Origin of the sequence: Micromonospora sicca (genome assembly GCF_003172935.1) — a bacterium.
Lineage (GTDB): Bacteria > Actinomycetota > Actinomycetes > Mycobacteriales > Micromonosporaceae > Micromonospora > Micromonospora sicca.
On sequence record NZ_QGKS01000493.1, the window covers coordinates 64,334 to 91,187 of the forward strand.

General features: G+C 69.1%; 26 protein-coding genes and 4 pseudogenes. 21 read left to right on the forward strand and 9 right to left on the reverse strand.

The annotated features are described in order from the left end of the window. Window position 1 precedes the first annotated feature (1 nt). The 4 genes from DKT69_RS35725 to DKT69_RS35740 form a co-directional block, all read right to left on the reverse strand. Window positions 2–430 (reverse strand): GNAT family N-acetyltransferase, encoded by a 429-nt coding sequence (locus tag DKT69_RS35725; protein WP_109805768.1) that lies wholly within the window; start codon window positions 428–430, stop codon window positions 2–4. 36 nt (window positions 431–466) lie between these two features. After that, a complete protein-coding gene (locus tag DKT69_RS35730) occupies window positions 467–928 on the reverse strand; it encodes a GNAT family N-acetyltransferase (RefSeq protein WP_109805769.1) in 462 nt (153 codons plus the stop codon). Between the two features lie 158 nt (window positions 929–1,086). Next, the gene (locus tag DKT69_RS35735; protein ID WP_109805770.1) at window positions 1,087–2,004 is read right to left on the reverse strand and encodes an NADP-dependent oxidoreductase; all 918 of its coding nucleotides are present in this window, start codon (window positions 2,002–2,004) and stop codon (window positions 1,087–1,089) included. Between the two features lie 191 nt (window positions 2,005–2,195). Further along, window positions 2,196–2,483 (reverse strand): Ada metal-binding domain-containing protein, encoded by a 288-nt coding sequence (locus tag DKT69_RS35740; RefSeq protein ID WP_109805771.1) that lies wholly within the window; start codon window positions 2,481–2,483, stop codon window positions 2,196–2,198. Window positions 2,484–2,879: 396 nt separating this feature from the next. On the opposite strand from DKT69_RS35740, the gene DKT69_RS35745 reads away from it, so the two are divergent. Continuing rightward, on the forward strand, window positions 2,880–3,308 hold the full coding sequence (locus DKT69_RS35745) for an OsmC family protein (protein ID WP_109805795.1): 429 nt from the start codon (window positions 2,880–2,882) through the stop codon (window positions 3,306–3,308). Between the two features lie 170 nt (window positions 3,309–3,478). Here the strand turns inward: DKT69_RS35745 and DKT69_RS35750 are convergent, their stop codons facing one another. After that, window positions 3,479–3,964, reverse strand: a complete 486-nt coding sequence (locus DKT69_RS35750; RefSeq protein ID WP_109805772.1) for an SPL family radical SAM protein — start codon at window positions 3,962–3,964, stop codon at window positions 3,479–3,481. Window positions 3,965–4,032: 68 nt separating this feature from the next. On the opposite strand from DKT69_RS35750, the gene DKT69_RS35755 reads away from it, so the two are divergent. From DKT69_RS35755 to DKT69_RS35775, 5 genes and pseudogenes are all read left to right on the forward strand, one after another. Next, on the forward strand, window positions 4,033–4,269 hold the full coding sequence (locus DKT69_RS35755) for an MFS transporter (RefSeq protein ID WP_255420262.1): 237 nt from the start codon (window positions 4,033–4,035) through the stop codon (window positions 4,267–4,269). 40 nt (window positions 4,270–4,309) lie between these two features. Continuing rightward, a complete protein-coding gene (gene nhaA, locus DKT69_RS35760; protein WP_236648654.1) occupies window positions 4,310–6,202 on the forward strand; it encodes a Na+/H+ antiporter NhaA in 1,893 nt (630 codons plus the stop codon). A gap of 109 nt (window positions 6,203–6,311) precedes the next feature. Then, window positions 6,312–6,470 (forward strand): annotated as a pseudogene (locus tag DKT69_RS35765) (transposase); the annotation flags it as partial. Window positions 6,471–6,517: 47 nt separating this feature from the next. Then, window positions 6,518–6,820, forward strand: a complete 303-nt coding sequence (locus DKT69_RS35770; RefSeq protein WP_255420263.1) for a creatininase family protein — start codon at window positions 6,518–6,520, stop codon at window positions 6,818–6,820. Further along, window positions 6,808–7,703, forward strand: a pseudogene (locus DKT69_RS35775) (IS5 family transposase). Before DKT69_RS35770 ends, DKT69_RS35775 begins: the two are co-directional and overlap by 13 nt. A 329-nt stretch (window positions 7,704–8,032) precedes the next feature. On the opposite strand, the gene DKT69_RS35780 reads toward DKT69_RS35775, so the two are convergent. Then, window positions 8,033–8,545 (reverse strand): VOC family protein, encoded by a 513-nt coding sequence (locus DKT69_RS35780; RefSeq protein WP_236648656.1) that lies wholly within the window; start codon window positions 8,543–8,545, stop codon window positions 8,033–8,035. Window positions 8,546–8,809: 264 nt separating this feature from the next. Between DKT69_RS35780 and DKT69_RS35785 the strand changes: the two genes are divergently transcribed. The 4 genes from DKT69_RS35785 to DKT69_RS35795 all read left to right on the forward strand — a co-directional run bounded on the left by DKT69_RS35785 (window position 8,810) and on the right by DKT69_RS35795 (window position 13,254). Then, window positions 8,810–9,175, forward strand: a complete 366-nt coding sequence (locus DKT69_RS35785; RefSeq protein WP_201750030.1) for a hypothetical protein — start codon at window positions 8,810–8,812, stop codon at window positions 9,173–9,175. Continuing rightward, window positions 9,169–9,492: a hypothetical protein gene (locus DKT69_RS39295; protein ID WP_201750031.1), complete on the forward strand. Its 324-nt coding sequence runs from the start codon at window positions 9,169–9,171 to the stop codon at window positions 9,490–9,492. Before DKT69_RS35785 ends, DKT69_RS39295 begins: the two co-directional genes overlap by 7 nt. 318 nt (window positions 9,493–9,810) lie before the next feature. Further along, window positions 9,811–11,496: a ribosomal protection-like ABC-F family protein gene (gene abc-f / locus DKT69_RS35790; RefSeq protein WP_109805775.1), complete on the forward strand. Its 1,686-nt coding sequence runs from the start codon at window positions 9,811–9,813 to the stop codon at window positions 11,494–11,496. 135 nt (window positions 11,497–11,631) lie between these two features. Next, the gene (locus DKT69_RS35795; protein WP_109805776.1) at window positions 11,632–13,254 is read left to right on the forward strand and encodes an ABC-F family ATP-binding cassette domain-containing protein; all 1,623 of its coding nucleotides are present in this window, start codon (window positions 11,632–11,634) and stop codon (window positions 13,252–13,254) included. A 615-nt stretch (window positions 13,255–13,869) separates the two neighbouring features. Here DKT69_RS35795 and DKT69_RS38730 read toward each other — a convergent pair. Continuing rightward, complete coding sequence (locus DKT69_RS38730) at window positions 13,870–14,037, reverse strand: hypothetical protein (protein WP_161558016.1); 168 nt, start codon at window positions 14,035–14,037, stop codon at window positions 13,870–13,872. Window positions 14,038–14,484: 447 nt separating this feature from the next. After that, on the reverse strand, window positions 14,485–15,366 hold the full coding sequence (locus DKT69_RS35800) for a LysR substrate-binding domain-containing protein (protein ID WP_109805777.1): 882 nt from the start codon (window positions 15,364–15,366) through the stop codon (window positions 14,485–14,487). A gap of 116 nt (window positions 15,367–15,482) precedes the next feature. Between DKT69_RS35800 and kdgD the strand changes: the two genes are divergently transcribed. Genes kdgD through DKT69_RS35840 form a run of 8 tightly spaced genes read left to right on the forward strand, consistent with a single transcriptional unit; the run spans window position 15,483 to window position 23,952 of the window. Beyond that, entirely contained in the window at window positions 15,483–16,397 is a 915-nt protein-coding gene (gene kdgD / locus DKT69_RS35805) for a 5-dehydro-4-deoxyglucarate dehydratase (protein ID WP_109805778.1), read from the forward strand. A gap of 3 nt (window positions 16,398–16,400) precedes the next feature. Continuing rightward, window positions 16,401–18,020: an aldehyde dehydrogenase (NADP(+)) gene (locus DKT69_RS35810; protein WP_109805779.1), complete on the forward strand. Its 1,620-nt coding sequence runs from the start codon at window positions 16,401–16,403 to the stop codon at window positions 18,018–18,020. A gap of 44 nt (window positions 18,021–18,064) precedes the next feature. Continuing rightward, complete coding sequence (gene gudD, locus DKT69_RS35815) at window positions 18,065–19,420, forward strand: glucarate dehydratase (protein ID WP_109805780.1); 1,356 nt, start codon at window positions 18,065–18,067, stop codon at window positions 19,418–19,420. A gap of 38 nt (window positions 19,421–19,458) precedes the next feature. Beyond that, window positions 19,459–20,475: a tripartite tricarboxylate transporter substrate binding protein gene (locus DKT69_RS35820; protein ID WP_109805781.1), complete on the forward strand. Its 1,017-nt coding sequence runs from the start codon at window positions 19,459–19,461 to the stop codon at window positions 20,473–20,475. Further along, entirely contained in the window at window positions 20,472–21,005 is a 534-nt protein-coding gene (locus DKT69_RS35825) for a tripartite tricarboxylate transporter TctB family protein (RefSeq protein WP_109805782.1), read from the forward strand. Before DKT69_RS35820 ends, DKT69_RS35825 begins: the two co-directional genes overlap by 4 nt. Before the next feature lie 46 nt (window positions 21,006–21,051). After that, window positions 21,052–22,566: a tripartite tricarboxylate transporter permease gene (locus DKT69_RS35830; RefSeq protein WP_109805783.1), complete on the forward strand. Its 1,515-nt coding sequence runs from the start codon at window positions 21,052–21,054 to the stop codon at window positions 22,564–22,566. A 32-nt stretch (window positions 22,567–22,598) separates the two neighbouring features. Beyond that, window positions 22,599–22,991 (forward strand): universal stress protein, encoded by a 393-nt coding sequence (locus tag DKT69_RS35835; RefSeq protein WP_109805784.1) that lies wholly within the window; start codon window positions 22,599–22,601, stop codon window positions 22,989–22,991. 37 nt (window positions 22,992–23,028) lie between these two features. Then, window positions 23,029–23,952 (forward strand): AEC family transporter, encoded by a 924-nt coding sequence (locus tag DKT69_RS35840; RefSeq protein ID WP_109805785.1) that lies wholly within the window; start codon window positions 23,029–23,031, stop codon window positions 23,950–23,952. A gap of 227 nt (window positions 23,953–24,179) precedes the next feature. On the opposite strand, the pseudogene DKT69_RS35845 reads toward DKT69_RS35840, so the two are convergent. After that, window positions 24,180–24,283: pseudogene (locus tag DKT69_RS35845) on the reverse strand (transposase); the annotation flags it as partial. A 17-nt stretch (window positions 24,284–24,300) separates the two neighbouring features. On the opposite strand from DKT69_RS35845, the pseudogene DKT69_RS35850 reads away from it, so the two are divergent. The 3 genes and pseudogenes from DKT69_RS35850 to DKT69_RS38030 all read left to right on the forward strand — a co-directional run. Continuing rightward, window positions 24,301–24,600 (forward strand): annotated as a pseudogene (locus tag DKT69_RS35850) (transposase); the annotation flags it as partial. 519 nt (window positions 24,601–25,119) lie between these two features. After that, window positions 25,120–26,064 (forward strand): FAD-dependent oxidoreductase, encoded by a 945-nt coding sequence (locus DKT69_RS35855; protein ID WP_109805786.1) that lies wholly within the window; start codon window positions 25,120–25,122, stop codon window positions 26,062–26,064. 306 nt (window positions 26,065–26,370) lie between these two features. Further along, on the forward strand, window positions 26,371–26,745 hold the full coding sequence (locus tag DKT69_RS38030) for a hypothetical protein (protein ID WP_146231310.1): 375 nt from the start codon (window positions 26,371–26,373) through the stop codon (window positions 26,743–26,745). Window positions 26,746–26,854: the final 109 nt, after the last annotated feature.

Below are 26,854 nucleotides of genomic sequence, written 5' to 3' on the forward strand. Positions count from 1 at the left end.
CTTAGCCCGCGGGTTCGTGCTGGGGGTAGGCGCCGGCACCGGGATGAACCTTGTCGATGAGATCGAGGTATTCCGGGTTGCGGGCAATGAACTCACCCACGACCGGGCAGATGACGGTGATCTTCTTCCCGCTCTCGCGGATCTCGTCCAGCACGCGAGCGACGAGCTCCGTGGCCACCCGATTGCGTCGGTAGGCGGGGTCGACCCAGGTCGTTAGCAGCACGACACGGCCGCCCACGAACCGGTACGAGAGCTCGGCGATCGCTTCGGCGCCGAGGGCGGCGATCCAGCGACCGCGCTCCGCGTCGTTGATGACATCGAGCTCCCAGCTGGATTCCACCTCGCTGAGACTTGCCTCGTTCAGAGCAGCGATGAGCGCCGCGTTGTTCTCTTCCCGGGTGGCCGCCTCGGCCTCGAGATTGATCGTCATTGTCACACTTTCTGTCGGGGCAGCTAATAAGTGGGTTTAGGACAAATGGGTGTGATCCTGGGTAACTCCGGGGTGCTCGGGGTCGATGAGGTCGGCGTACTCGGGGTTGTGCTCGATGAAGGTGCGCACGATCGGGCACATGATGGTGACCGTCTTGCCTTGCACGCGCACGTCGTCCAGGACGCGTCGGATCAGCTCGGTGGCGATGCCCTGTTTGCGGAACTCGGGGAACACCGAGGTGGCCAGCAGCACGAGTCGGTCGTCTCCGGCGACGTTGTAGGTCAGCCCGGCCACTGCTCGGTCCCCGACGATGGCGTCGTAGATGCCGAGTTTCTCGTCGTTGACGACTTGGAAGTCAAACGCGGGGGCGTGGGGATCGTCGATTACCTCGTCGATGAGGACGGCCTGGTCCTGGCTGAGGGTGCCTTTCTCGTCGGGGTATCCAGCCTCGTCGGGGTACTCGAAGGCGTAGCGGGTCGGCTCGGTTGGGTCGGTCATGGGGCTGCGCCTTCGTTGATAGTCATCAGATCACTCCCGGGTCGTGGCGGTAGTCGTACTCGCCCAGCCGCATGTCGTCGACGGGAGGTGAAGGCCCAGCCATCGACGTACTTCTCGCTCCTGCGGGGGTCGTTCTCGTGCTTGGGTGTGCCGAGTCCTTACGAGCGAACGCGGATGATCGTCTTTCCCTTGATCCGCTCGGTCGGGTTGAAGGCGGCGACGGCGTCGTCGAGGGTCGCGACGTTGCCGATGTTCGTCCGCAGCCGACCATCCCTGATCCGCTGGACGACCTCACCCAGTTGCACGCGATCGGCCTCGACAACGAAATCAACCGTCAGGCCGTCCGCCGGCTGTGCTTCGGGCGGGCCGGCAATGGTCACCAGCATTCCTCCGGCTCGGACCAGACCCGCAGAACGCTTCTGGATGTCGCCACCGATCACGTCGAAAACCAGATCGACGCCGGCGACGTCTTCCAGGGCGTCGTTGCCGAGGTCGACGAACTCCTGCGCGCCGAAGTCGAGCGCGGTCTGGCGGTCGGCGGCACGTCCAGTGCCGATGACGTAGGCGCCGGCCTCTTTGGCGAGCTGGGTCACCATCGAGCCGACTCCACCGGCCGCACCATGTACGAGGACGCTCTGCCCCGCCTGGAAACGGCCGTGCACGAACAGTCCCTGCCACGCGGTCAGGCCCGAGATCGGCAGGCTCGCCCCTACCGTGAAATCGACATCGCCCGGCAGCGGCGCAAGGTTGCGCGCCTCGATGGCCACGTACTCGGCCAGGGTGCCGTCGCGACTCCAGTCCGCGAGGCCGAACACCCGCTGTCCCACCGACAGACCCCTCGTGCCATAGCCGAGCGCGCTGACCACGCCAGCCACCTCATGGCCGGGGATCGACGGCGTGCGGTCCCGCCCGAGGCGATCGGTCCAGGTCCCGGGCCACGTCAGCTCGCCAGGGGTGAATCCCGACGCATGTACCTCAACGAGGACGTCGTTCGCCGTCGCCTCCGGCTCCGGTCGCTCCGCCAGCGTCATCCCGGCCGTTCCTGCGGCCTCATCCGTCACAACAATCGCTTTCATTTGGACGCCTCTCTGTATCAGTCGTTCGCCGACACGGCACTTCACTTCCCCCATTTAGTGACGCCAGACGTCGGTGTCTTACCCAGCTGACCGGAAAGATCTGTGACGTGGAGTGCGGCCCCGGTGCACTTTGTTCGAGGCCACTCGTCGGTCGTGTCCCTGGCCCAGCTGCGGCACACCATCGCCGACTTCTACACCGACGGCGAAGCCAGCCTCTCGACCCAGGCGTCGACTGGCCAGGCGCCGGCCGGGCCAGGGGCGCTGCGTCGGGGGGAGCAACGCTTGCAGGCTCGGTATCCAGCGAGCTGGGCGCTGGCCGCTGTCGGGCGAAAGTCGACGTTTTCCGTGCGAGGGGTCTTGGCGCGACACGATGGCCGACAGTAGGTGCCGGTCGTCTTCACCGCGGCGCGAAAGCTGCCATCGAGTCGTTCCTCGCGTCGTTGGATCGCCTCGTACTGCGACTGCGGATCACTGAGCATCGATGTTCCTCATGTTGTCCGGATTTGAGTCCGCCCGAGTCGCGGGAGGCGACGACGATCGCCGCCCTGATGCGTGAACGACGGCATATCCTAGCCTTAACGGACTGATGAGTCCATCTCTGGGTTTGGCGTTGAGCGAGTTCAGCTGGGGGCGTCTTGGTCCTAACCGCCTCTCGGTGCAGCTTAAAACACCCCGAGGTGATGGTTCACGAGGGCCTCGCGGTTCTGGCAACGAGCGATCAACTGGACTATCCAGTCCGCGAAGGCTAGCCTGCGGAGGTACTCGGTCATGGGGTGATTCGCCCGGCCACAGCCCCCGCTCAGACTGCGGCTCGGCTGCTGCTGGATCCGAGTATCTGGACCGTCACTACCAGGATCTACAGGAGGGCGCGGCTGATGGAAACCGATCGGGATCGTGTCGTCGCATCCGCCCGAGCTGTCCTTCCGGCCACTGAGCGCCGGCGCACGGACATGACCACCCGCGGCTTCACGTTCGTCGCCGATGAACCGCACAACGGCGCACTCGGCGAAGGCCCGACGCCGACGGAGTACCTGTTGATGGCGCTCGCGTCGTGCACTGCTCAGACGCTGCGGCAGTATGTCGACTATAAGTACGACACCGCCGGTGACATCACCGTCGAGATCGGCTACCACGAACCCGAGCAGGAAGGCGCAGAGCGTTACCTGCAGCGCACGATCACGCTGAGCGAAGAACCTGACCCCGACGACTTGAAGGTGATGCATGACATTGCCGAGAAGTCCCCGGTGACCCTGCTGATTCAGTTCGCATGGAGCGTGAGGACCGAGTTCGTCGGGCCGCGCTGAAATCAGGCCGCTTGCTGCTCGGCGATCACGGCCGAGCAGCAAGCGGTTGTCGTTCCGCCCCAGGCGGCGACAGTGTTTCCGTCGACCGCGACAGCTTGAACGCGATGCGGCGCCTTGCATGCGGCGCAGGTCCTGGTCCTGGCGGATGGCCGGTGACTCGTGCCGGCAGCTCAGAACAGAGTCGGTGCGGTCGGCTCGGTGACGGTGGAGCGTCTGCCGAGCAGGGCGAACTTGTCGGAGGTCGTGTCGTCGGGGATCGGCAGCCCGTGGCGCTGCAATGCCTGGTTTACCCGTGCCCGGACGAGGTCGCGGTAATGACGGGGCGTGCGCGAGCCGTGCGCGTAGAGGTCGGCGTGCGTGGAGAGCAGTTCGGGATGCTGGCGGCGCAGCCAGGCGAAGAACAGGTCTTTGGGGCCGCGCATCAGGTACAGCGGTGTCGGGAGAATGTTGCCTGCCCCTGCGTCGGCCAGGGTGCCGATCAACTCGTCGATCTGCTCGGTGCTGTCTGTCAGTTCGGGCAGGATCGGCGCGACGAACACGGTGGGGGTGAGGCCGGCGTCGCGCATGGCTCGCAGTGTGATCGGCCGGGCCACGGTGGACGGTGCGCCGGGTTCGAGCGAGCGTTGCAGTGCCTCGTCGAGGAAGGCGATGGACATGCCGAGCTCGACGTTGACGCGCTGAGCTGCGACAGCGAGCTGATCCAGGTCGTGGCCTGGCCGCGCTGATCCTGCTGGGCGGCGCGCTCGGCGACCGCTACGGCCGCAGGCGAATCTTCCTCGTGGGTATCGCCGGGTTCACCATCGCGTCGATCATGTGCGCGGTCGTCCCGACCATGAGCTCACTGATAGTCGCCCGCATCCTGCAGGGCATCGGCGGGCCTCGTCGCTCTCTCCGCAGCGAGGGCAGCGCGATCAGTACTGAACCGAGGGGTCGCGTGCCCGCATTGCGGCACGTGATCTAGCTATCCATGCTGGCCCGGCCAGCGCGTCGGAAGGTGACGTGTGACCGAAACCAAGATGAGCGGCCGAACGATCTGGATGCGGAATCTAGCGGCACCGCTGCGAGCCTTTCTGCGAACTGAGTCCGGCAGCGCCGGCGTGCTCGTGGCCGCCATCGTCGCCGCACTGCTCTGGGCCAACATCGACCTCGGCTCCTACGAAGCCGTCTGGCGCACCCAACTGTCCCTGCGCCTCGGGCACCTCGAGCTCTCCCGCGACCTGCACACCTGGATCAACAGCGGCTTGATGACGCTGTTCTTCCTGGTCGTCGGCCTTGAGGCGCGGCGCGAGTTCGACCTCGGCGACCTACGCGACCGGCGACGTTTCGTGCTGCCCAGCGTGGCCGGCGTGGTCGGCATGCTGATCCCGGTGCTGATCTTCCTGGTGATCAACCACGGCGGGCCGGGCGCGCATGGCTGGGGCGTGGCTATGTCGACCGACACCGCCCTCGCGTTGGGCCTGCTGGCACTGCTCGGCCGGGGCGTGCCCGACCGGGTCCGGATCTTCCTGCTCACCGTGTTCGTGGTCGACGACTTGATCGCACTCATCGTCATCGCCCTGGTCTACAGCGACGACATCAAAATGATGCCCATCGTGGTGGCCGTAGCGGCGTTCGCGGTCATGCTGGCCATCCGCGCAGCCGGCGTCCGACGTGGCTCGGCGTACGTGCCGGTCGCCATCGTGATGTGGGGCGCGCTGCTGGTCAGCGGAGTCGACCCGGTGGTGGCCGGACTGGCCATCGGGTTGACCGCGTTCGCCTACTCTCCCGGCCGAGCTGAGCTCGAGCAGGTCAGCGGGCTGTTCCGGTCGTTCCGTGAGCAACCGACGCCCAAGCTCGCGCGTACGGCTTCGATCGGCCTCGCGAATACGCTATCGCCCAACGACCGCCTTCAGCGCATCTACCACCCTTGGTCCAGCTACGTCATCGTGCCGCTGTTCGGCCTGGCCAACGCTGGCATCAGCATGGACGGTCCGTTCCTGGCCAAGGCGTTCGCGTCGCCTGTCACCTGGGGCGTGCTGCTCGGGTATGTCGTCGGCAAGCCGCTCGCCGTGATCGGCACCTCGGCCGGGCTCACCTGGATCTCACACGGCCGCATCCGTCCGGCCGTGGGCTGGGCGGGCGTGCTCGGCAGCGGCACGATCGCCGGTGTCAGCTTCACGGTGTCGCTGCTGATCGCCAGCCTGGCCTTCACCGGCGACCAACTGGCCGAGGCCAAAGTCGGGGTGCTCAGCGCCGCGATCGTATCCTCAGCGCTGACCTGGACCGCGTTCCGCGTCACCAACATGTTGCCCAAGGACAAGCGCACCCGGGCGCTCTTCGGCGACATGACGGAGCTGATCGACCTCATCCCAGGGGTCGACGAGAAGCAGGACCACGTCCGCGGCCCAGCCGGTGCGTCGGTAACGCTGGTGCAGTACGGCGACTTCCAGTGCCCGTACTGCGGGAAGGCCGAGCCAGTCGTCCGCCAGTTGCTGGGCCACGCCGACCTGCGTTTCGTGTGGCGTCACCTGCCTCTGTCAGACGTGCACCCGCAAGCCCGGCTAGCAGCCGAGGCCGCCGAAGCAGCGGCCGCTCAGGGCAAGTTCTGGCAGATGCACGACCTGCTGCTCGACCACCAGGACAAGCTGAACATCACTGATCTAATCAAATACGCCGGCGACCTCGGTCTGGATCAGAAACGCTTCCACGACGATCTGATAAGCCAGGCCCACGCCGGCCGCATCGAAAGCGACATCGACTCGGCCGACAACAGCGGAGTGTCCGGCACCCCGACGTTCTTCATCAACGGCCGCCGCCACTACGGCGCCTACGACATCACGGCCTTGACCGCCGCCATTCGTATGGCCCGAGCCCGGGCCCGCCTCGGCCGCGAGGCACCAGCGACCCGTAAATAAGCGCGTTCCGTTGGCTCGACAGCACGCCGGTCGGCCGTCAGATCCTGCCGCGCGAACTCTTGCCTTGACGCGAAGCGATGGGAGCGTCAAGAGGATCCGAGACGTCATCCTGATCGACCGCAGGGTCTACCTGCCCGTGTCGTGGACCGATGACCGGGACCGCTGCCAGGCCGCCGGCGTCCCGGACGAGGTCGAGTTCGCCACGAAATCCGCGTTGGCCGCCGACATGATCACTGCAGCCGTCGACGCCGGCGTGCCGGTGGCGTGGGGCCGCCCCGAACCAGGCCGCCGGGCCCCGCTGTCGATAGCGACGTGGTGCAGGAGTACACGGCGACCCATGGTTCAACCATGAGCCTGTTCCCGCAGGCCCACGACTGGACCAAGGCACGCGAGGACGCGGGCATGGAGACGGACAGCCACGAGGATATGCACGCTGGCGAACTGGAGACGTCACTGCTGCTCCACGTCGCGCCCGAGCTGATCCGCGACGGCAACCAGAACGCCGACTGGACCGCGGACGACCGCCCGCACCTGCTCACCCTCGGCATGGCCGCATACACCACTAGGGCGTGTCTCCTGGATCTTGGGGTGCGGTTCGGCTATCCATGTCTGTCGTGAGTGGGCGGTTCGAGCTGACCGATGTCGAGTACGCGCGGATCGCGCCGTTGCTGCCGGCGATGACGCGGCAGCGTGGTGGGCGGTGGCGTGATCACCGGCAGGTGATCAACGGGATCGTGTTCCGGGTGCGCACCGGGGTGCCGTGGCGGGACGTCCCGCAGCGGTACGGGCCGTGGAAGACGCTGTACAAGCGGTTCACCCGCTGGCAGGAAGACGGGACCTGGGCGCGGATCGAGGCGATGCTGCAGGCCGACGCGGACGCTGCTGGTGATCTGGACTGGCATGGCAACGCCGATTCCACGATCGTGCGCGCCCACCAGCACGCCGCCGGTGCCCGTAAAGGGGGCTGAGCAGTCGTGACGCAGCGCGACGGGAAGGACTCGGCAAGTCGCGTGGCGGGTGGACCACGAAGATCCACACGGTCGGTGACGGGCGGGGCCGGAACCTGACCAGCCACCTGACCCCGGGCCAGGACTCCGACACCCGCGAGTTGGTGCGGCTGCTCGACGACGTGGCCGTGGCCCGTCCCGGCGGGATCGGCCGTGCGCGTAAGCGGCTGGACTCCCTCTCGGCGGACAAGGCGTACAGCTCTCGCGGCAACCGCCGTGCGTTGCGGGCCCGGCGCATCCCGCACGACATCCCCGAGAAGGACGATCAGAAAGCCAACCGGACGCGGAAAGGATCACGCGGTGGCCGCCCGCCCACCTTCCGCCCGCACCGCTACCGGCAGCGCAACACCATCGAACGGCTGATGAACCGGCGCAAGCAGTTCCGCGCCGTGGCCACCAGGTACGACAAGCTCGCCTGCCGCTACCGCGCCACCGTGCAAATCGCCGACATCCTCATCTGGCTACGCGCGAAACCAGACCGCCCCAAACCATGATCCGGGAGACACGGCCTAGCGGCGCCATCGGTCGGCCCTCGCTCGGCACCGTCGAGAAGGGCAAGGCCGCACTCGACAGCCTCAGCCGCTCGTTCGACGAACACCGCCGGGCCCTCGGTATCTGATGCCGGCCGGCTGCCGGCGTGCCTGGTCTCGCATGATGCTTGACAGCATCGGCCTCACCTGGTGCTGTACGTGATCACAACGAGGCTGGCCGACCAACGGTCTCGGCGACCATGGCGCGGCATGCGTCCGCTCATAGCCGATGAGCGCGAACACCACGCCCGAGCCGTCCAGGGCTTCTTGTGATTGAGGATCGCCCGTCCGGATCAGTTCACGCAGAGGCAGAAAGGGTGACCTGCCGGGTCGAGGAAGACCCGGAAGGACGTACCGGGCTGGTGCGGGTGTTTGGTTGCGCCGAGATCGAGCACTTCCGCCTCGGCGGCATCGAGGTCGTCAACGATCACATCGAGATGCATCTGCTGGGGCGGCTCCTGGGTTGGCCACACCGGCGGCATGTACCCATTTACCTGCTGGAAGGAGATGCACTGACCGTACTCCGCGCGAACCTCGGCCCAGTCGGAGGAGACGTCGACCTTCCAATCCAACATCGCGCCGTAGAACCTTGCGAGCGCACCAGGATCGGGACAGTCGATGACGATGCTGGGGAAGCGAGCGATGGCCATGCCGGCCATGGTACGGGCGGTTGCGGACGATCCACGTCCGGACTGCGTCGGCGACGTGCGGCGCTGCGGCTCGCCGAGACGTCCGTCCTGCCGCGTGTCGCGCGCGAAGATCACCCGGGGCGGCCCGGCGCCGTCGGCGAGGCGCTCAGCCACCATGTCGTGCCCCAGAATGTCGCCGGCCGCGATCGCTCCGTAGCTGCTCGTCCAGTCGTGGTGGCCGGGTCAGCCGGTCATGGCGGGGTGCAGCCAGGAGACGATGACGCCCGCCTGCTGATCCCACCGGGCGGGTCAGATCGGTCGTGACCAGGGGTCGGGCCAGGGCGTCTCCCTGGGGCCGTCGACCGGTCCGCCTCGGCCAGATTGATTCGCGTTCCCCACAAGCCTGGAAGAAAGCAAGCCTGGAAGAAAGCTGGAACTCGGATGTCCACCCTGCTTCGCATCTACCTTGTCCGCGGCGTCATCGCGATCGCCTGGGCCGCCGGCTTCTCGGCCGTCAACGACTCGCTCACCGCCACCTCCGTCATCCTGCTGATCATCTACCCGCTCATCGATGTGGTGGCCTCGCTGCTCGACGCCCGCGAAGATCCCGGCACGCCGGCCCGTAAGCTGCAAATCTTCAACACCACGCTCAGCGCCCTGGCGGCTCTCGCCCTCGGCCTGGCAGCCATCAGCGGCATCGGTGCCGTGCTATTCACCTTCGGCGTCTGGGCCATCGTCTCCGGCATCGCCCAGTTCACCGTCGCCATCCCCGCCGCAGCCCCGAGCTCGGCCAGTGGCCGATGCTGATCGCCGGGGCCCTCTCGGTCATCGCCGGAGCGACGTACCTGCCCCCCGCCCTCGGCGACGCCCCCAGCCTCAGCATGCTGATCCCCTACACCGCGGCCGGCGGCGTGTTCTTCGCCATGCCAGGCCGCGAGCCTGGCATGGCGGCAGCGCCGGCGGGCCGTCCAGGCCTGATAGACACATCAGCGGTGGCGGCAGGGCGCAGCATGCGCCCTGCCACCACGTCGTCGCTCCCGCTTATGGGCGTCTGGCTCGTCACTCGGATGAAGCAGGGCGCCATGATGCTGCACGCCCGGCTCCCGATTGCCGTGCTCCCGTGACCGGCTCCGTAACCGGACGTTGGGCCGAACCAGAGCCGGCACCGCATTCCGGCTCATCCCGTTGGCAGGCGGCAGGGATTGAACGGCGTGTCCTTCCAGGTTTTCAGCGGAGCGTCCACTCCTGTTAGATTAGGTGGCGAGTGATCGGGAACGAGGGAGACCAGACGATGGCAGGTGACGACGACATCTCCGGGTGATACCCGGAAGTGATCGGCTACTGGCAGGCGGGCAGGAGCACGCCGCCGTGGCCGCGATGTCGTCCACCTGTTTCCCGCCGGGCGGTGTTGGTACGCCCGCGTCTCACCCGAGGTTTCCCACATGTCCGACGCTTTCGTCGTCTGCTCGAAAATGTCTTTCTCCTGGCCCGATGACACCCCCGTCTTCCACGACCTGTCCTTCACCCTCGGCGGCGGTCGCACCGGCCTGGTCGCCCCGAACGGCGCCGGGAAGAGCACACTGCTCAGGTTGATTTCCGGCGAGTTGCGACCCACTGCGGGGACGGTCTCCGTCAATGGTGTGCTCGGCTACCTGCCGCAGAACCTGCCCCTCGCCGGCGACCCCGCACCGCCGAGACGCACCGACGGCACACCGGCTCTGGGATCTGCCCTGACCGTGGCCGAGGTCCTGGGGATCGCCCCGGTGATCGCGGCGCTGCACGCGATCGAGTCCGGGGACGCGAGCGAGGAGCATTTCACCACGGTCGGCGACGACTGGGACATCGAGGAGCGAACCCGGGCACAGCTCGACCGGCTCGGCCTCGAGGACGTCCCGCTCGACCGGCGCCTGCACACCCTCAGCGGCGGCCAGGTCATCTCCCTCGGTCTGGCGGCACAGCTGCTGAAACGGCCTGATGTCCTGCTGCTCGACGAACCGACCAACAACCTCGACCTCGAAGCCCGGCACAAGCTCTACGGCGTGCTCGAGGATTGGAACGGCTTCCTGCTGCTGGTCAGCCACGACCGGGCGCTGTTGGACCGCATGGACCGGATCGCCGAACTCGGCCCGGGCGAACTCCGGTTCCACGGCGGGAACTTCACCGCGTACGAGGAGGCCGTGCGCGCCGCGCAGGAGGTCGCGGAGAAGAACGTCCGCAACGCCGAGCAGGAGGTCAAGCGGGAGAAGCGGGAGATGCAGCAGGCCCGCGAGCGGGCCGACCGCCGGGCCAGCACCGCCGCCCGCAACCTCAAGAACGCCGGACTCGCGAGGATCGTCGCCGGGGGTCTGAAGCGCTCCGCGCAGGAGTCGGCCGGGCGGTCCAACGAGACGCACGCCGCCCGGGTCAGCGAGGCCAGGGCCCGACTCGACGAGGCGGGCCGCGCACTGCGTGACGAGCAGAAGATCTCGCTGGAACTGCCTGGCACCAACGTTCCGGCCGGACGTACTCTCTTCCTCGGCGAACGGATGCAGGTCCGCTACGGCGAGCGGGCCCTCTTCGCCGGCGACGGCGTCGATCTGACGATCCGGGGGCCGGAGCGGTTCGCGCTGCTCGGCCCCAACGGCGCCGGCAAGTCCACTCTGCTGCGCCTGATCAACGGCGATCTGGAGCCGGAGGGTGGGCAGGTGAAGCGGGCCGCCGGCCGGGTCGCGTACCTGTCCCAGCGGTTGGACCTGCTGGACCTCGACCGTACCGTGGCGGAGAACCTGGCCGCCTCCGCGCCCGGGCTGCCCGAGGCGCAGCGGATGAACCTGCTCGCCCGCTTCCTGTTCCGGGGCGCCCGCGTCCACCTGCCGGTCGGGGTGCTCTCCGGCGGCGAGCGGCTGCGCGCCACCCTGGCCTGCGTCCTGTTCGCCGAACCAGCGCCCCAACTGCTGCTCCTGGACGAACCAACCAACAACCTCGACCTGGTTAGCGTCGGCCAACTGGAAAGCGCGCTCGGCGCCTACCAGGGCGCGTTCGTCGTGGTCAGCCACGACGAACGCTTCCTCACCGACATCAGGGTCCACCGCTGGCTGCGGCTCTCCGAGGGTCGCCTGCTGGAGACTAGCCCCCCGGACGTCGACTGACTCGCGTTCGGACGCCCCGGTCCACGCCGTCCGGCGTGGAGCGAGACCGGTGCGATCTCCTGACCTTTCCCCACGCCCGCGACGGCGGCACTGGCCGGCGGGCGAAAAGACGATCTCCATGGTGGTGTCTGTCGCATGTCCACGTCCGCCCTGCTCGCCCACGACCTGGTCCGCACGCTCGGCACCCGCCGGGTGCTCGACGGCGTCTCCCTCACCGCCGCGCCCGGGCAGCGGATCGGACTGATCGGCGAGAATGGCACCGGCAAGTCCACCCTGCTGCGGCTGCTCTCCGGGGCGGACAAACCCGACGCCGGCACCATCGTCCGCCCACCGGAACTTGGTTTCCTGCACCAGGAGATGCCCTTCAACCCGGCTGCCACAATCGCCGACGTACTCGACGACGCGCTGCGCGAGGCCCACGAGGATCTCGCCGAACTGGACCGTCTCAGTGGCGCGCTGGCCGACACCCAGCAGGACGCGCCGGAGTACGCCGACCTGCTCGCCGCGTACGGCGAGCGGCTCGACCGCGCGCAGGCCAGCGACGCCTGGGACGCCGACCGGCGCGCCGAGATGGTCCTGGCCGGTCTCGGCCTCGGCGGGCTGCCGCGCGAGCGAACGCTCGCGTCCCTGTCCGGCGGGCAGCGCGGCCGGCTCGCGCTCGCCGCCCTCCTGGTACGGCGGCCCACGGCGCTGCTGCTCGACGAGCCCACCAACCACCTCGACGACGCCGCCGCGACCTTCGTCGAGGAGCAGCTGCGTGACCTTCCCGGGGTCGTGGTGGTGGCGAGCCACGACCGGGCATTCCTCGACGCCGTCTGTACCGACCTGATCGACCTCGATCCGTCGGTGGCCGGCCCCAGCCGCTACGGCGGCAACTACACCGACTACCAGGCCGCCAAGCGGGCGGAGCGGGAACGCTGGCAGCGGCGCTTCGCCGAGGAGCAGGAAGAACTCGCCGAACTGCGCCAATCCGTCGAGGTGACCGCCCACGAGGTGGCACCGGGCCGCGCCCGGCGCGACAACGAGAAGATGGGCTACGGACACACCGCCGGGCGGGTACAGAACCAGATTTCACGACGGGTGCGCAGCGCCGCCCGCCGCCTTGACGAATTAGAACGTGAGCAGGTCGGCGAGCCGCCGGAACCGCTGCGGTTCCGGGTCACCACGCTCGCCAGCACCACCGCCGAGGGGATCCTGGTGTCCATGCGGGACATCCGCGTACCCGGCGGGCTCACGCTCGACCACCTCGACGTGTCCGCCACCGACCGGCTGCTGGTCACCGGGCCGAACGGGGCGGGGAAGTCGACACTCCTCGCGGTGCTGGCCGGTCGCCTGAAGGCCACCGGTGAGCTACGCCGGCGGGGTGAGCTGCGGGTCGGCCTGCTCACCCAGGACACCGTCTTCGACCGGCCGGACCGTACGGTACGCGAGACCTACGAGCTGGCGCTCGGCGCCGAGCGCGCCGACTCCGTACCGCTGCTCTCGCTCGGGCTGCTCAGCTCAGCGGACCTGGACCGGCCGGTCGGCCAGCTCTCCGTCGGCCAGCGGCGCCGGCTCGCCCTGGCGCTGCTGGTGGCCGACCCGCCCCAGCTGCTGCTGCTGGACGAGCCGACCAACCACCTCTCGCCGCGGCTCTGCGACGAACTGGAGGAGGCCCTGGGCACGGGACCCGGCGCGATCGCGGTCGCCAGCCACGACCGCTGGCTGCGTTCCCGCTGGCCAGGTCGCGAGCTGCGCCTGTCACCTCAGCGCGGCTGATCGGCGGGCGTCGGATCGGGCCCGCCGGCAGGTCCCGCATCCTGCGCGGCGGCGAGAAGAGGACGAAGGGCAAAGCGCCCCGGCACCGAGCACGGATCCACAGCGCCGCCAGCGGCCCCAGCCGCGCACGGAGTACGCCACCGCGGAGCGCGATCAGGCCGCAACAGATCCACAGATGCGAGCGAGCCGAGAGTCAACGCCAATGACTGCAGTCGAGGCAGGACGACATCGGGAACGACGCGGTCGACGGGAAGCCGCCACAACGCGAGTCCCTGTAGGCCAGGATTGGCGGCAAGCAGGTCCGCAAGGCCGCGCCGGTGAGCGACGACCCGCAGCCGGCGAAGACCGCGGAACGCGGCCACGGGCGTGAGGTCGAGAACCTTCCGGCTCTCTCCAAGGTCAAGGGCCTCCGCATCAGGGCTCAGCTGCTGCAGCGGGGCCAGGTCCGCCAGGTGATAGAGGCCGGCGACGCTGAAGCGACGCAGGCGGGGGAACCAGCGCAGGAACCGCGGCTGCCGCTCGTATCCCTGAATCTGCCGCCCACGCCGAGGGGGCTGTCGTGGGTAAGGCGCGGAGCAGTCGCGCGACTGTCACCCACCAGCAGGTCGTTCAAGCTCAGGCCGCAGCGGGCTCGGACGCCCGACGGTCCGCGCCGCGGTACAGCCAGGTGTCGTCGGGCTCGTCACCCGGAGTGAGGATTGCGATCACCGCCGCGCCGCGGTCGAGCAGGGCCTTGCGGTTCACCACGGCCACCACGACTGCCGTCGCGACGAACAGCCACATGTCCCACGGTTGGCATCGGGCCAGACGCGGCGGCGATTACTGTAGCGACGATGCCGCCGGTGTGGATGGTCGTGGGGCGCGACTGGTCGACGTCACCGCTTGCGATCACAGAGCGGCCATTGTTATCGAACCGCTGCCAATCGATACTGTGACTCCCGTCCTGGGGGACGGTGCTTCCGGTGCCTCGTCATGGTCTTGGCGTCCCTGACTCCGTCCCTCGGCAGTGGCGTTCGTCGCCGCATCGGCGGGCGTCGGTTCGGCCGCATTGGCCGCCGTGATCGCCTTGCTGGCGTCTTGCAGCCACGTCGACATGGCGGGGCAAGAGGTCCGATGAGACCTCCCCCAGTCGAAGGGAATTGTGTTCGTCGAGGGTGAGGGAGCAAGCTGCCTCGCCCCGGCGTGCGCCCGGGCTCTCCGCGGCGGCCTGATCCGCAGCCAGCCGGCTGACTACGTCGTCACCTTGGCCAGGAGGGCGGCCAGCGCCGGGTTCTGGTGGGTGGTGCGCCACACGCAGTGCAGCTTCACCGTGCCCTCCTCGATGTCCCTGACGTCGAGGAACGCGAGGTTCTCCAGGCGCAGCGCCGAGGCCGACCGGGGTACCAGGGCCACGCCGAGATCGGCGTTGACCACGGACAGCAGGGTGTGCACCTGGCTGATGTGCTGGACGTACCGGGGGGCGACCCCCGCCTGGTGGAAGGCCGCGACCACCAGTTCGTAGAAGTACCACGCCTCCGACGGTGAGTAGGTCACCACGTCGTGCTCGGCGATGTCGGCCAGCTCCGGTGGACGGCCGAGGCGGGTGAGCGGGTGGTTGCTGGGCGCCGCCAGCACCAGCGACTCGGTGTGCACCAGACGGGACGCCAGCAGGTCGGACCGGGGCACCTCGCGGACCAGCCCCACCTCGATCTCGTCGGCCAGGATCGCGTCGAGTTGCGCCCGGGTGACCATCTCGGTGAGCACCAGGTCGACGCCGGGCAGGTGCTCGGCCGCCGCGGCGATCCAGCGCCCCAGGACCGTCAGGGCCGACACCGCGGTGAAGCCGATCCGGATGGATCCGGCCGTCCCGTCGGCGACCCGTCGCGCGTTCAGTGGGGCGGTGGCGGCGAGGGTCAGCAGCCGCCGGGCCTCGTCGAGGAACACCCGGCCGGCGGGGGTGAGCGCGACGCCGGTGGAGGTGCGCTCGAACAGCACCAGGCCGGTGCTGCGCTCCAGTCGCTGTATCTGGCGGCTGAGCGGGGGCTGCGTCATGCGCAGCCGCAGCGCCGCCCGGCCGACGTGGCCCTCCTCGGCGACGGCCACGAAACCCCGCAGTTGATCAAGCGTGAACATCACACCTCCAGGGGTGATGCCGGAAAGGTATCAGGTTATGCCCAACTTGTGTTGGACGGGTATAAGCGGAGGTGGTTAACCTCGCGCTCACCTACTCGAAACAGGAGTTGAGCGTAATGACGCGTTACACCCCCGAAGAGCTTCAGCGCGCGCTGGGGAGCGGGTTGCTGTCCTTCCCGGTCACCCACTTCACCGACGAGCTGCAGTTCGACGAGGCGGCGTACCGCGACAACCTGGCCTGGCTCTCCTCGTATCCGGCGGCGGGTCTGTTCGCCGCCGGCGGCACCGGCGAGTTCTTCTCCCTGACCCCCGAAGAGGTCGGCCGGGTGGTCCGTGCGGCGGTCGAGGGCAGCGGCGGTGCCATGCCGATCCTCGGACCGGCGGGCTACGGCACGGTACAGGCCGTCGAGATGGCCCGCGACGCCGAGCGGGCGGGCGCCGACGGGATCCTGCTGTTCCCGCCGTACCTGACCGAGGCGAGTCAGGACGGCCTCGCCGCCCACGTCCGGTCGGTCTGCGCGGCCACCTCGCTTGGCGTGATCGTCTACCACCGCGCCAACGGTGCGTTCGGCGTGCCGACCGTGGCGAAGCTCGTCCGCGACTGCCCGAACCTGATCGGCTTCAAGGACGGGGTCGGCGACATCGAGCTGATGACCCGCCTGTACGCGACGGTGGGCGACCGCCTGCTCTACATCGGCGGCCTGCCCACCGCGGAGACGTTCGCCCTGCCCTACCTCGAACTCGGCGTCACCACCTACTCCTCCGCGATCTTCAACTTCGCCCCCGAGTTCGCCCTGGACTTCTACACCGCCGTGCGGGCGCAGGACCGTTCCGGCGTCTACACCCGGCTCAACGAGTTCGTGCTGCCCTACCTGGAGATCAGGAACCGCAAGGCCGGCTACGCGGTGTCGATCATCAAGGCCGGCATGCGGGCCGTCGGCCGTTCGGCGGGCCCGGTCCGGCCGCCGCTGACCGACCTCACCGCCGACGAGCTGAGCACGCTCGCCACCCTCATCGAGAAGGTGGGCTGACCCATGACCTCCACGGATGCCAGCCCCACCCGGGTCGACCCGGCCCTGACCGGCGCCATGCTGATCGGCGGCAGTGCCGTCCACGGCGGCGCCGGCGAGGTACGGGCGGTGGACCCGCGCACCGGAAGCCAGCTCGAACCGTCGTACGGGCTGGGCGGCGCCGCCGAGGTGGACCGCGCCGCGGAACTCGCATGGGCCGCGTTCGACAGCTACCGCCACACCGACCTGGAGACCCGGGCCGCGTTCCTGGAGACCATCGCCGCCAACATCGAATCCCTCGGCGACGCCCTGATCGACCGGGTGCAGGCCGAAACGGGCATCCCGGCGGCGAGGGTGCTGGGCGAACGCGCCCGCACCTGCAACCAGCTGCGCCTGTTCGCCTCGGTCGTCCGCGAGGGCAGCTGGCTCGGCGTACGGATCGACCCGGCCCAGCCCGACCGGACGCCGCTGCCGCGGCCGGACATCCGCCAGCGCCGCATTCCGCTGGGGCCGGTGGCGGTCTTCGGCGCAAGCAACTTCCCGCTGGCGTTCTCGGTTGCCGGCGGCGACACCGCCTCGGCGCTGGCTGCCGGCGCCCCCGTCGTGGTCAAGGCGCACGAGGCCCACCCTGGCACTTCCGAGCTGGTCGGACGGGCCATCCAGGCCGCGGTGCGCCAGCACCGCCTGCCCGAGGGCACCTTCTCGCTGCTGTTCGGCGACGGTCCCGGACTCGGCGCCGCACTGGTCCGCCACCCCCGGATCAAGGCGGTGGGCTTCACCGGGTCCCGCACGGCGGGGTCGGCCCTCGTCGTGGCGGCCGCCGCCCGTCCCGAGCCGATTCCCGTCTACGCCGAGATGTCCAGCGTCAACCCGGTGATCGTGCTGCCCGGCGCCCTGGCCGCGAAGGGCGCCGAGCTGGGCATGGCGCTGATCGCTTCGGTCACCACCGGCGTCGGCCAGCTGTGCACCAGCCCGGGTCTGGTTTTCCTGCCGGCCGGTGACGGCTTCGACGAGTTCGTCACGGCGGCCGCCGACGCCGTCTGCACCTCCCCGGCGGCACCCATGCTCACCGCGGGCATCTGCGCCGCCTTCACCGAGGGCGTGGACCGGCTGGCCGCGATCGAGGGCGTGACCGCCGTGGCCCGGGGCGCCGAGGACGCCACGATCGCCTCGGCCGGACGTGCCGGGATCTTCGTCACCAACGCCGCCACCTTCCTGGCCGACCCGACGTTGCACGAGGAGATCTTCGGCGCGGTGACGGTGGTGGTCCAGGTCACCGGCAGCGAGCAACTACGGGAGGTCGTCCAACGGTTCGACGGCCAGCTCACCGCCACCGTCCACGCCGCCCCCGGCGACCACGACGAGGCGCGGCGGCTGCTGCCCCTGCTCGAACTCAAGGCCGGCCGGGTGCTGTTCAACGGCTGGCCGACCGGGGTCGAGGTGGGCCACGCCGTGGTGCACGGCGGCCCCTTCCCGGCCACGTCCGACTCCCGCACCACGTCCGTCGGCACCCTGGCGATCGACCGGTTCCTCCGGCCGGTCAGCTACCAGAACATCCCCGCCGAGCTGCTGCCGGCCGACCTCGCCGACGACAACCCGCTCGACCTGCCGCGGCGCGTCGACGGACGACTCGGACGGCACTGACCGATGGCCCCCGCCGGACGAGCAACCTCCAGGAGGTGTGAACCATGACAACCCGCACCCTGCCACCGGGCAGCGGCTCACCGGTCGTGACCGAGATGCGGGTCGTGCCGGTCGCCGGTCACGACTCCATGCTGCTGAACCTCAGTGGCGCACACGGGCCGTTCTTCACCCGCAACATCGTGATCCTCACCGACACGACGGGCCGTCTCGGCGTCGGCGAGGTGCCCGGCGGACCGGCCATCACCCAGACCCTGCAGGACGCCCGCGACCTCGTGATCGGCCGCCCAATCGCACACCACCACGCCGTCCTGGACGCCGTCCGGCGCCGCTTCGCCGACCGCGACGCCACCGGGCGCGGCATGCAGACGTTCGACCTGCGTACCACCATCCACGTGGTCACCGCGCTGGAGGCCGCGCTGCTGGACCTGCTCGGGCAGTACCTGGAGGTCCCGGTGGCCGCCCTGCTCGGCGATGGCCAGCAGCGCACCAGCGTGCCGACCCTGGGCTACCTGTTCTTCATCGGTGACCGCAACCGCACCGACCTGGCGTACCGGGGCGAGCCGGAGGCTGCCGACGACTGGCTGCGGCTGCGGCACGAGGAGGCGCTGACCCCGGAGGCCGTCGTCGCCCTGGCCGAGGCGGCCCAGGCCCGCTACGGCTTCCGGGACTTCAAGCTCAAGGGCGGCGTCCTGCCCGGTCCCGTGGAGGTCGAGGCGGTCACGGCGCTGGCCGCCCGCTTCCCGGACGCCCGGATCACCCTCGACCCGAACGGTGGCTGGCTGCTGAGCGAGGCCGTCGACCTGTGCCGCGGCCTCCGCGACGTGCTCGCCTACGCCGAGGACCCGTGCGGCGCCGAGGGCGTCTTCTCGGCGCGCGAGGTGATGGCGGAATTCCGTCGCGCCACCGGCCTGCGCACCGCCACCAACATGATCGCCACCGACTGGCGCGAGCTGGGCCACGCGATACGCGCCAACTCGGTCGACATTCCCCTGGCCGACCCCCACTTCTGGACCATGAACGGATCGGTGCGGGTCGCCCAGCTCTGCGAGGCGTGGGGGCTGACCTGGGGTTCCCACTCCAACAACCACTTCGACGTGTCGTTGGCCATGTTCACCCAGGTCGCCGCCGCCGCGCCGGGCGACATCACCGCCATCGACACCCACTGGATCTGGCAGGACGGTCAGCGGCTCACGAAGAACCCGCTGACCATCGCCGACGGCGCCATCGAGGTTCCCACCGCACCCGGCCTCGGCGTCGAACTCGATCTCGACCAGGTCGAGGCGGCGCACGAGCTGTACCTGAAGCACGGCCTCGGCGCCCGAGACGACGCGGAGGCCATGCAGTACCTCATCCCCGGCTGGACCTTCCACCCCAAGCGTCCGTGCCTCGCCCGGGACTGACCCCCACCACCCCCTGAGAAGCTCACTGAGGAGCCGTCATGAAATCTCCCGTCTGGTCCCGCACGACCTCCCGCCGGCGGCTGCTGGCCGGCTTCGCCGCGCTGGCCGTGCTGCCGGTCGCCGCCTGCTCCGGAGTGCAGGGCGGCAAGGACGCCGCGGGGGGCAACTACCCCACCCGCGCCGTGCAGTTCACCGTCCCGTTCGCGCCCGGCGGCAGTAGCGACCTCATCAGCCGCGCCGCCGCCAAGGCAGCCGAGAAGCCGCTCGGCCAGTCGGTGGTCATCACCAACAAGCCCGGCGCGAACGGAGCGGTCGGCGACAAGGAGGTGCTGGCCTCCGCCGCCGACGGCTACACCGTCGGCCTGGCGGTCAAGTCGCTGTTTGCCATCACGCCGCTCGCCGTCAAGGACCCGACCGCCATCCAGGTCGACAACATGGAGATCGTGGCGACGCTGAACCAGGAGGACTACGTCCTCGTCGTCAACGCGGCCTCTCCGTACCAGACCCTCGAGGACCTGCTGAAGGCCCCCACCATCCGGTACGCCACCGCCGGCGTCGGCACCGGCGCCCAGCTGTCCCAGGCGCTGCTGTTCAAGGCCGCGAACGTGAAGGCCACGGACGTGCCGTTCGACGGCGGTGCGCCGGCCACGACCGCCCTGCTCGGCAACCAGGTGGAGGCCCTGTCCGCCTCCCTCGCCGAGACCATGGAGCAGATCAAGGCCGGCAAGCTGCGCCCGCTGGCCGTCTTCTCCGAGAAGCGGAGCACGTACCTTCCCGAGGTGCCCACCGCCAAGGAGAAGGGCTTCGACGTCGTAGTCGACCAGCGGCGATTCATCATCGCGCCGAAGGGCCTGCCCGAGGACGTCTCGAAGGCCCTGAACGACGCCTTCGCCGAGGCCCGCAAGGACGCAGCGTACGACAAGTTCCTCAAGGACAACTACATGGAGCGCTGGGAGGTCTCCGACGAAGAGGCGCGCCAGCACCTGAAGGACGCCGCCAAGCAGTACGCGGACCTGACGGCGAAGTTCCAGCTCACCTTCGGTTCGGGCAAGTGACCGCAGAAGAGAGCGCGACACCCGGTGAGCGTGCCGTCGTCGACGGCACGCCCCCGGTTACCGAGCTGCCCGAGGGGGAGATCCCCTCGGGCGGCCCGGGCCACGCGGTGCTGGCCGGGGTCGTCCCCGTCCTGCTCGGCCTGGTCACGATGTGGCTCGCCAGGGACCTCGGCCTCGGCACGCTGACCGACCCGGGCCCGGGTCTGTGGCCGATGATCGTCGCGGTGCTGGTGCTGCTCACGGGTGTCGGCATCCTGCTCAGAGCCCGTCAGGCGAGGGACACCGAGGCGTTCACCCGGGGCGCCGTCGTGGTGGTCATCGCCGCCGCCAGCCTGGCCCTGTACGCGTTCCTGTTCGAGCTCGTCGGCTTCGAGATCCCCACCGTGCTCCTGCTGGTGCTGTGGCTGAAGTTCTTCGGCAACGAGAGCTGGCGCACCACTGCGGTCGTTTCGGTGGTGGCGACGGCGGCTGCGTACGCGCTGTTCATCACCGCGCTCGGGGTGCCGCTGCCCCACCTGATCGCCATCTGACCGACCTGGTCCGCCCGACCGCTTCGAGGCCGAGAGGAGATCCGCCATGGACCTAGCCCCCGTGCTTTCCGGGTTCGCGGTGGTGTTCGAACCACAGAACCTGCTGTACTGCCTGATCGGCGTGACGCTCGGCATGCTGGTGGGCGTCCTGCCAGGTCTCGGCCCGGCCGCCACCATCGCCATCCTGCTGCCGATCACCTACGGCATCGAACCCGCCGCGGCGGTCATCCTCCTCGCCGGCATCTTCTACGGTGCCCAGTACGGTGGGACGATCACCTCGGTCCTGCTGCGGCTGCCCGGGGAAGCCTCGTCCGTGGTCACCGCCATCGACGGCTACCAGATGGCCCGGCAGGGCAAAGCCGGCTCAGCCCTGGGCATCGCCGCGATCGGCTCCTTCATCGGCGGCACCGCCTCGATCATCCTGTTGACCCTCGTCGCGCCCTTCGTCGCCAACTTCGCGCTGGAGTTCGGACCGGCCGAGTACAGCGTCCTCGCCCTGATCGGCATCTTCCTGGTCGCCACCCTGGGCAACGGCACACTGATCAAAAGCGTCGCCGCGGGCGGTGTGGGGCTCATCCTCGCCACCGTCGGGCTCGACCCGATCGTCGGCACCGCCCGGTTCACCTTCGGCAGCGACCAGCTGGCGGACGGAATCGACTTCGTCATCGTCGCGATGGGGCTGTTCGGCGTCGGCGAGATCCTCTACAACCTGGAGCACCGGCTCCGGCCACAGCCCGCCGTACTGTCGTTCGGACGGGCCATCCCGACCCGCCTCGAGTGGCTCCGGTCCCGGCTGGCCATCCTGCGCGGATCGGTGGTCGGCTTCGTCCTCGGCGTGCTCCCCGGCGGCGGCGCCACCATGTCCTCGCTCGTCGCCTACGCCGTGGAGAAGCGCTCGGCCAAGGATCCGTCCCGGTTCGGCAAGGGCGCGATCGAAGGGGTCGCGGGCCCGGAGAGCGCCAACAACGCCGCCGCGACGTCGTCGTTTATTCCGCTGCTGACCCTCGGCATCCCGGCGAACGCGACCATGGCCGTGCTCTTCGGCGCGCTGCTGCTGCAGGGCATCCCGCCGGGGCCGCAGCTCATCGTCGACCACCCCGACGTGTTCTGGGGCGTGGTCAACTCCATGTACGTCGGGAACATCCTCCTGCTGCTGCTCAGCATCCCGCTGATCGGGGTGTTCGTGCGGCTGCTCCGGGTCCGCGCGGCGATCCTCGCGCCGCTGACCGTGCTCATCACCATGATCGGCGTGTACAGCATCCGGAACAACGTCTTCGACATGTTCCTGGTCGTGGCGCTCGGCCTGGTCGGGTACGGGATGAAGAAGCTCGGCTTCGAGCCCGGCCCGTTCGTGCTCGCCTTCGTCCTCGGGGAGTTGCTGGAGTCGTCCTTCCGCCGGTCGATGCGGCTCTTCGGAGGCGATCTCACCGGCTTCGTCGAGCGCCCGGTGTCGGCCGTGCTGGTCGCCGTCTTCGTGCTGACCGTGGTCATCGTGCCGGTGCTGCGCGCGGTCCGTGGCCGGCAGGCGGCCCGCGCCGAGCGGGAAGTCGTCGGCGTCTGACCCCGATCGCCCCACGTCTGGAAGGAAGAGAAATGGCAGTCCTGCTCGGCTACGTGCCGACTCCGCAAGGCGAGGCGGCCTTCGCCCGCGCCCTCCAGGAGGCCGCGCTGCGTTCGACCACGCTGGTGGTCATCAACTCGGCCCGGACCGGCGCCCTCGTCGACCCGGCCCTGGCCGACGACGCCGAGCTGGCCCGGCTGCGCGCCGCGGCCGATGCCGCCGGGGTTCTGGTGGAGATCCGCCAGCCGGTCGCCGAGCACGGCTCCGCCGCGGACGAGCTCATCGACGCGTCGGCCGAGGAGGGCGTGGACCTGCTTGTGATCGGTCTGCGCCGCCGCTCCGCGGTCGGCAAGTTCGTGCTGGGCAGCAGCGCGCAGCGGGTGCTCATGGAAGCCCACACCCCGGTGCTCGCCGTCAAGGCATAGGCCGGGCGCCGGACACGGCGACCAGAGGAGAGACGACGTGCAGGGCGTGCTGACGGGTTTCGCCGTCATCATCACCGTCATCGCCGTCGGCTACGCGCTCGGCCGCGGGGGAGTGCTGGGGCCTGAGGCGGCGACCGTGCTCTCCCGGGTCGCGTTCTTCGTGGCGACGCCGGCGCTGCTGTTCGAGACCGTGGCCCGGGCCGACGTCCACGCGGTCCTCTCGTCCGCCCTCGTCGTCACGGTGGCTAGCACCACCGCCGTGGCGACCCTGTTCGTGGTCGTCGCGAAGCTGTGCTGGCACCGCTCCGTGCCGGAGGCGACGATCGGCGCCCTGGCCTCCTCGTACGTCAACGCGGCGAACATCGGCATCCCGGTCGCGGTGTACGTCCTCGGTGACGCCTCGTTCGTCGCGCCGATCCTGATGTTCCAACTGGTCGTGATGGCTCCACTCGCGTTCGCCGTGCTCGAGCTGACCACGGCACGGCGCAGGCGGTCGCTGGTCACGGCAGTGACCCAGCCGCTCACCAACCCGGTCACCGTCGCCTGCGCTTTGGGCCTCGTGGTCAGCCTGACCGGCTGGCTGCCGCCGGAACCTGTCCTGCGACCGGTCGAACTCGTCGCGGCGATGGCGGTTCCCGCCACACTGATTGCCTATGGCATCTCCCTGCACGGCGCGCCGGCGCCCGGCGCAGGAGACACCGGGCGCGACGTCCGACTCGCCGTCTTCCTCAAGACGGTGGCCCAGCCCGCCATCGCCTACCTCGTCGCCCGCTTCGCGATGGGCCTGCCGCATCCCCTCGTGCTGGCCTGTACGGTCACCGCGGCGCTACCGACCGCGCAGAACGTCTTCGTCTACGCGATCCGGTACGGCCGGGGCGCGGTCCTGGCGCGCGACTCGGTGCTGCTGTCGACCGCGGCCGCCGTACCCGTGCTGGTCGGCGTGGCGGTGCTCGGGAGCTGACCCGCCCCGCCGGCCCTGGTGCCCGGCTCCTGCCGCCGGCTACCCGAGCGGCCCGACCTCCCGCTCGATGGCGGCCCGCAGCTCCGGCCCAGCCAGCTAGGAGTCCCCTGAACAATCCCGTTTGGCGGTCCTGGCGTCGGTCGTGGTGACGGGGAAGGCTTCTCAGTAGGCCGTCATGCGGCAGTGAGGTCACAGCGTGGTGCTGGACAACGAGCTTGCCTTCCCCGTCATGGGGGATTGTTGGACCAGATCTGGCGCCAGATCTCGCGCGGGAAGCCGGTGAACGCGAGAGGTCCTCTCTGGCGTCGGCGAGGTGTTCGGCGGCGGCCGGGAACTTCGCCTCGATCGTGGTCACGACCCCAGGAGCGGCTAAACAAGGAGATCCGCCGCCGCACCGACGTTGTCGGGATCTTCCCCAACCGGGCAGCGATCATCCGCCTCGTCGGCGCCGTCTTGGCCGAGCAGACAGACGAATGGACTGAAGGACGCCGCTACATGGGCCTGGAACTCCTGGCCAAAGCCCGCCTCATCGTCGTCCAGCCCTATCAACACGACACCGACCAGACCGACCCGACACCGATCGCCGCTAACATCAGACCGGATCCCGCGACGGCCGTCTCCTACACCACCAGCGCGGACGTGACCTGACCCTCACCGCTCTGACCTGCGCAAACCCCCCAGGCCAGGCGACATAGAGCATCGTCGACTGGTGCCAAAAAACGGCTAAGCACTCCGTGTGAAGCAGGACGCTGCACCCACGCTGACCTGCGAAAACGTAGAACCGCAGGTTGGCGCCGGTGCCGTTGAGTGCTGTTCGGTGCCGTTGGGCGCGGTTGACCGCCGTTGAGTGCACCCGCCTGCTGCCATCCTGCTCCCCCGAATCTTGGTCCCCGTGGCAGGCGGCCCGGGTCAGCCGCACCAGGGTTGTTTCGACAGACGTGCGCCCGTGCGGATCATGGATGGGGCGTAGTTCCGGCCTCGCCTGCAGCCGGGCTCTCGCCTGGTCCCGTGCGGCCAATGGTTCCGACCCCCTCCCAAAACTCGGATCACGCCGCCCCGCCCTGGCGGCGAAGGGCCGGCAAGGTGCATGTGAGGCATCGCACATGTTGGCTCCGCCCAAGCGTCCGTTACCCGGAAGGGAACGCCAATGTGGTGTGATCTCAAGGCATGAAGGTCAGGGTCGTCGGTGCCGGTGTTGTGGGCTTGACCAGTGCACTCCGTCTGGCGCAAATCGGTCATGAGGTCGACGTAGTTGCCGCGAGGATGGGGAAGAGCACCACATCGTCGGTCGCCGCGGCACTCTGGTATCCCTACCGCGCCTACCCCGAGGCGGACGTAACCCGGTGGTCGGCGACCACCTACCAGGTGCTGCGCGGCCTGACCTCCGATCCGTCCGCCGGCGTGCGAATGCGCCTCGGGCGGGAGTTGTTCCGTCGGCACACGTCCGACCCGTGGTGGCGGGATGCGGTTCCCGAGCTGGGTCGGGTTACCGTCGAGCGACTGCCGGCCGGCTACGTCGACGGTTACGAACTGAGCGTTCCGGTGGTCGACATGGCGGTGCATCTGCCATGGCTGCTCGGTCAGTTGCAAACGGCGGGGGTCGCCGTCCTGACGAGGTACGTGGATGATCTAGCCGGCGCCTTCGAGGACGTCGACGCCGTGGTGAACTGCACCGGGCTGGGTTCCAGGGAGTTGATCCACGACGAGACCCTCACACCGGTGCGGGGACAGGTGATCGTCGTCGCACAGTTCGGCCTGACCGAGTGGCTACTCGACCAGAACGATCCCGAACAACTGATCTACGTCGTACCCAGGAGTGACACCGTGCTGCTCGGCGGCACCGCCGAGGAGGGCGACGAGGATCTAACCGTCAGGCCGCAAACGAGCGCCGAGATCCTGAAACGGTGCATCGAACTCGTACCCGCGCTCGACAAGGCCCGCATCCTCAGCCACCGCGTGGGCCTACGTCCCGGGCGCCCGGCCGTGCGGCTGGAAACAGAGTTCACCGACCGCGGTCGGGTAGTGCATTGCTACGGCCACGGTGGCGCCGGAGTCACAGTGTCCTACGGCTGTGCCGAAGATGTCGCCGAACTCGTGTCGGGACTGCCCTGACCCGACCTTGACATTGGTAGACCGCAGGTGACGATGGCGGTTGCCGGGTGGGTGACATGTCCTCGTTGGGTAGGCCGTCCGGGTGGCGCTCGCTTCGGCGACGGTCGGCCTGGTCGTGGCACGGTCGCCGGCCCTTCGCTGACTCTCTTATAGGGACATGATCGTCTCGGCGTCCATCAAGACTGGAGCAGGCTGCGGCGCTGGGACGGTAGCCAGCACCGTGCCTTCGAGGAGCTGATATTCCAGCTCCTCGAGGAGGCACCGCCGGGGTGGCGGACCGTCAAGACGGGAAACCCTGACGGTGGTGTGGAGTGGTACGACATCGCCCCAAACGGCACCGTTCATGGATTCCAGGCGAAGTTCGTCGGCAACGTCGATGATCTGACTCCGCTGGCAAAGGAGAGTCTCCGTACCGTCGGCGCCAACCGGAGCTTCCGTGATGTCGTGGGCTCACGTTCTTCGCCCCCTTCGAAATGCCGGACGCCGCACCGCGGACGGCAACAGGAACGGCGCGAAAAGAGTGCCCGGCAGCGCTGGGACGACACGGTCACCAGCTGGAAGGCTGCCCTTCCGGGGACCGGCGACATCGACGTCCGGTTCGTGGGTGGGGGCGCGCTGCTCGACCGGTTGACGAAGCCGGGCAACGAGGGCCGGCCGGCAATGGGTACATATTCAGCTTGAGGTGACGGCCTGGGGCAGCCATGGTCCAGTGGTGAACAGTTGTTTGAGCACGTCGAGGGCGTCGAGGCCGTGTTTGGCGGCGGTGGACAGGTAGGAACGCAGGGTGGCG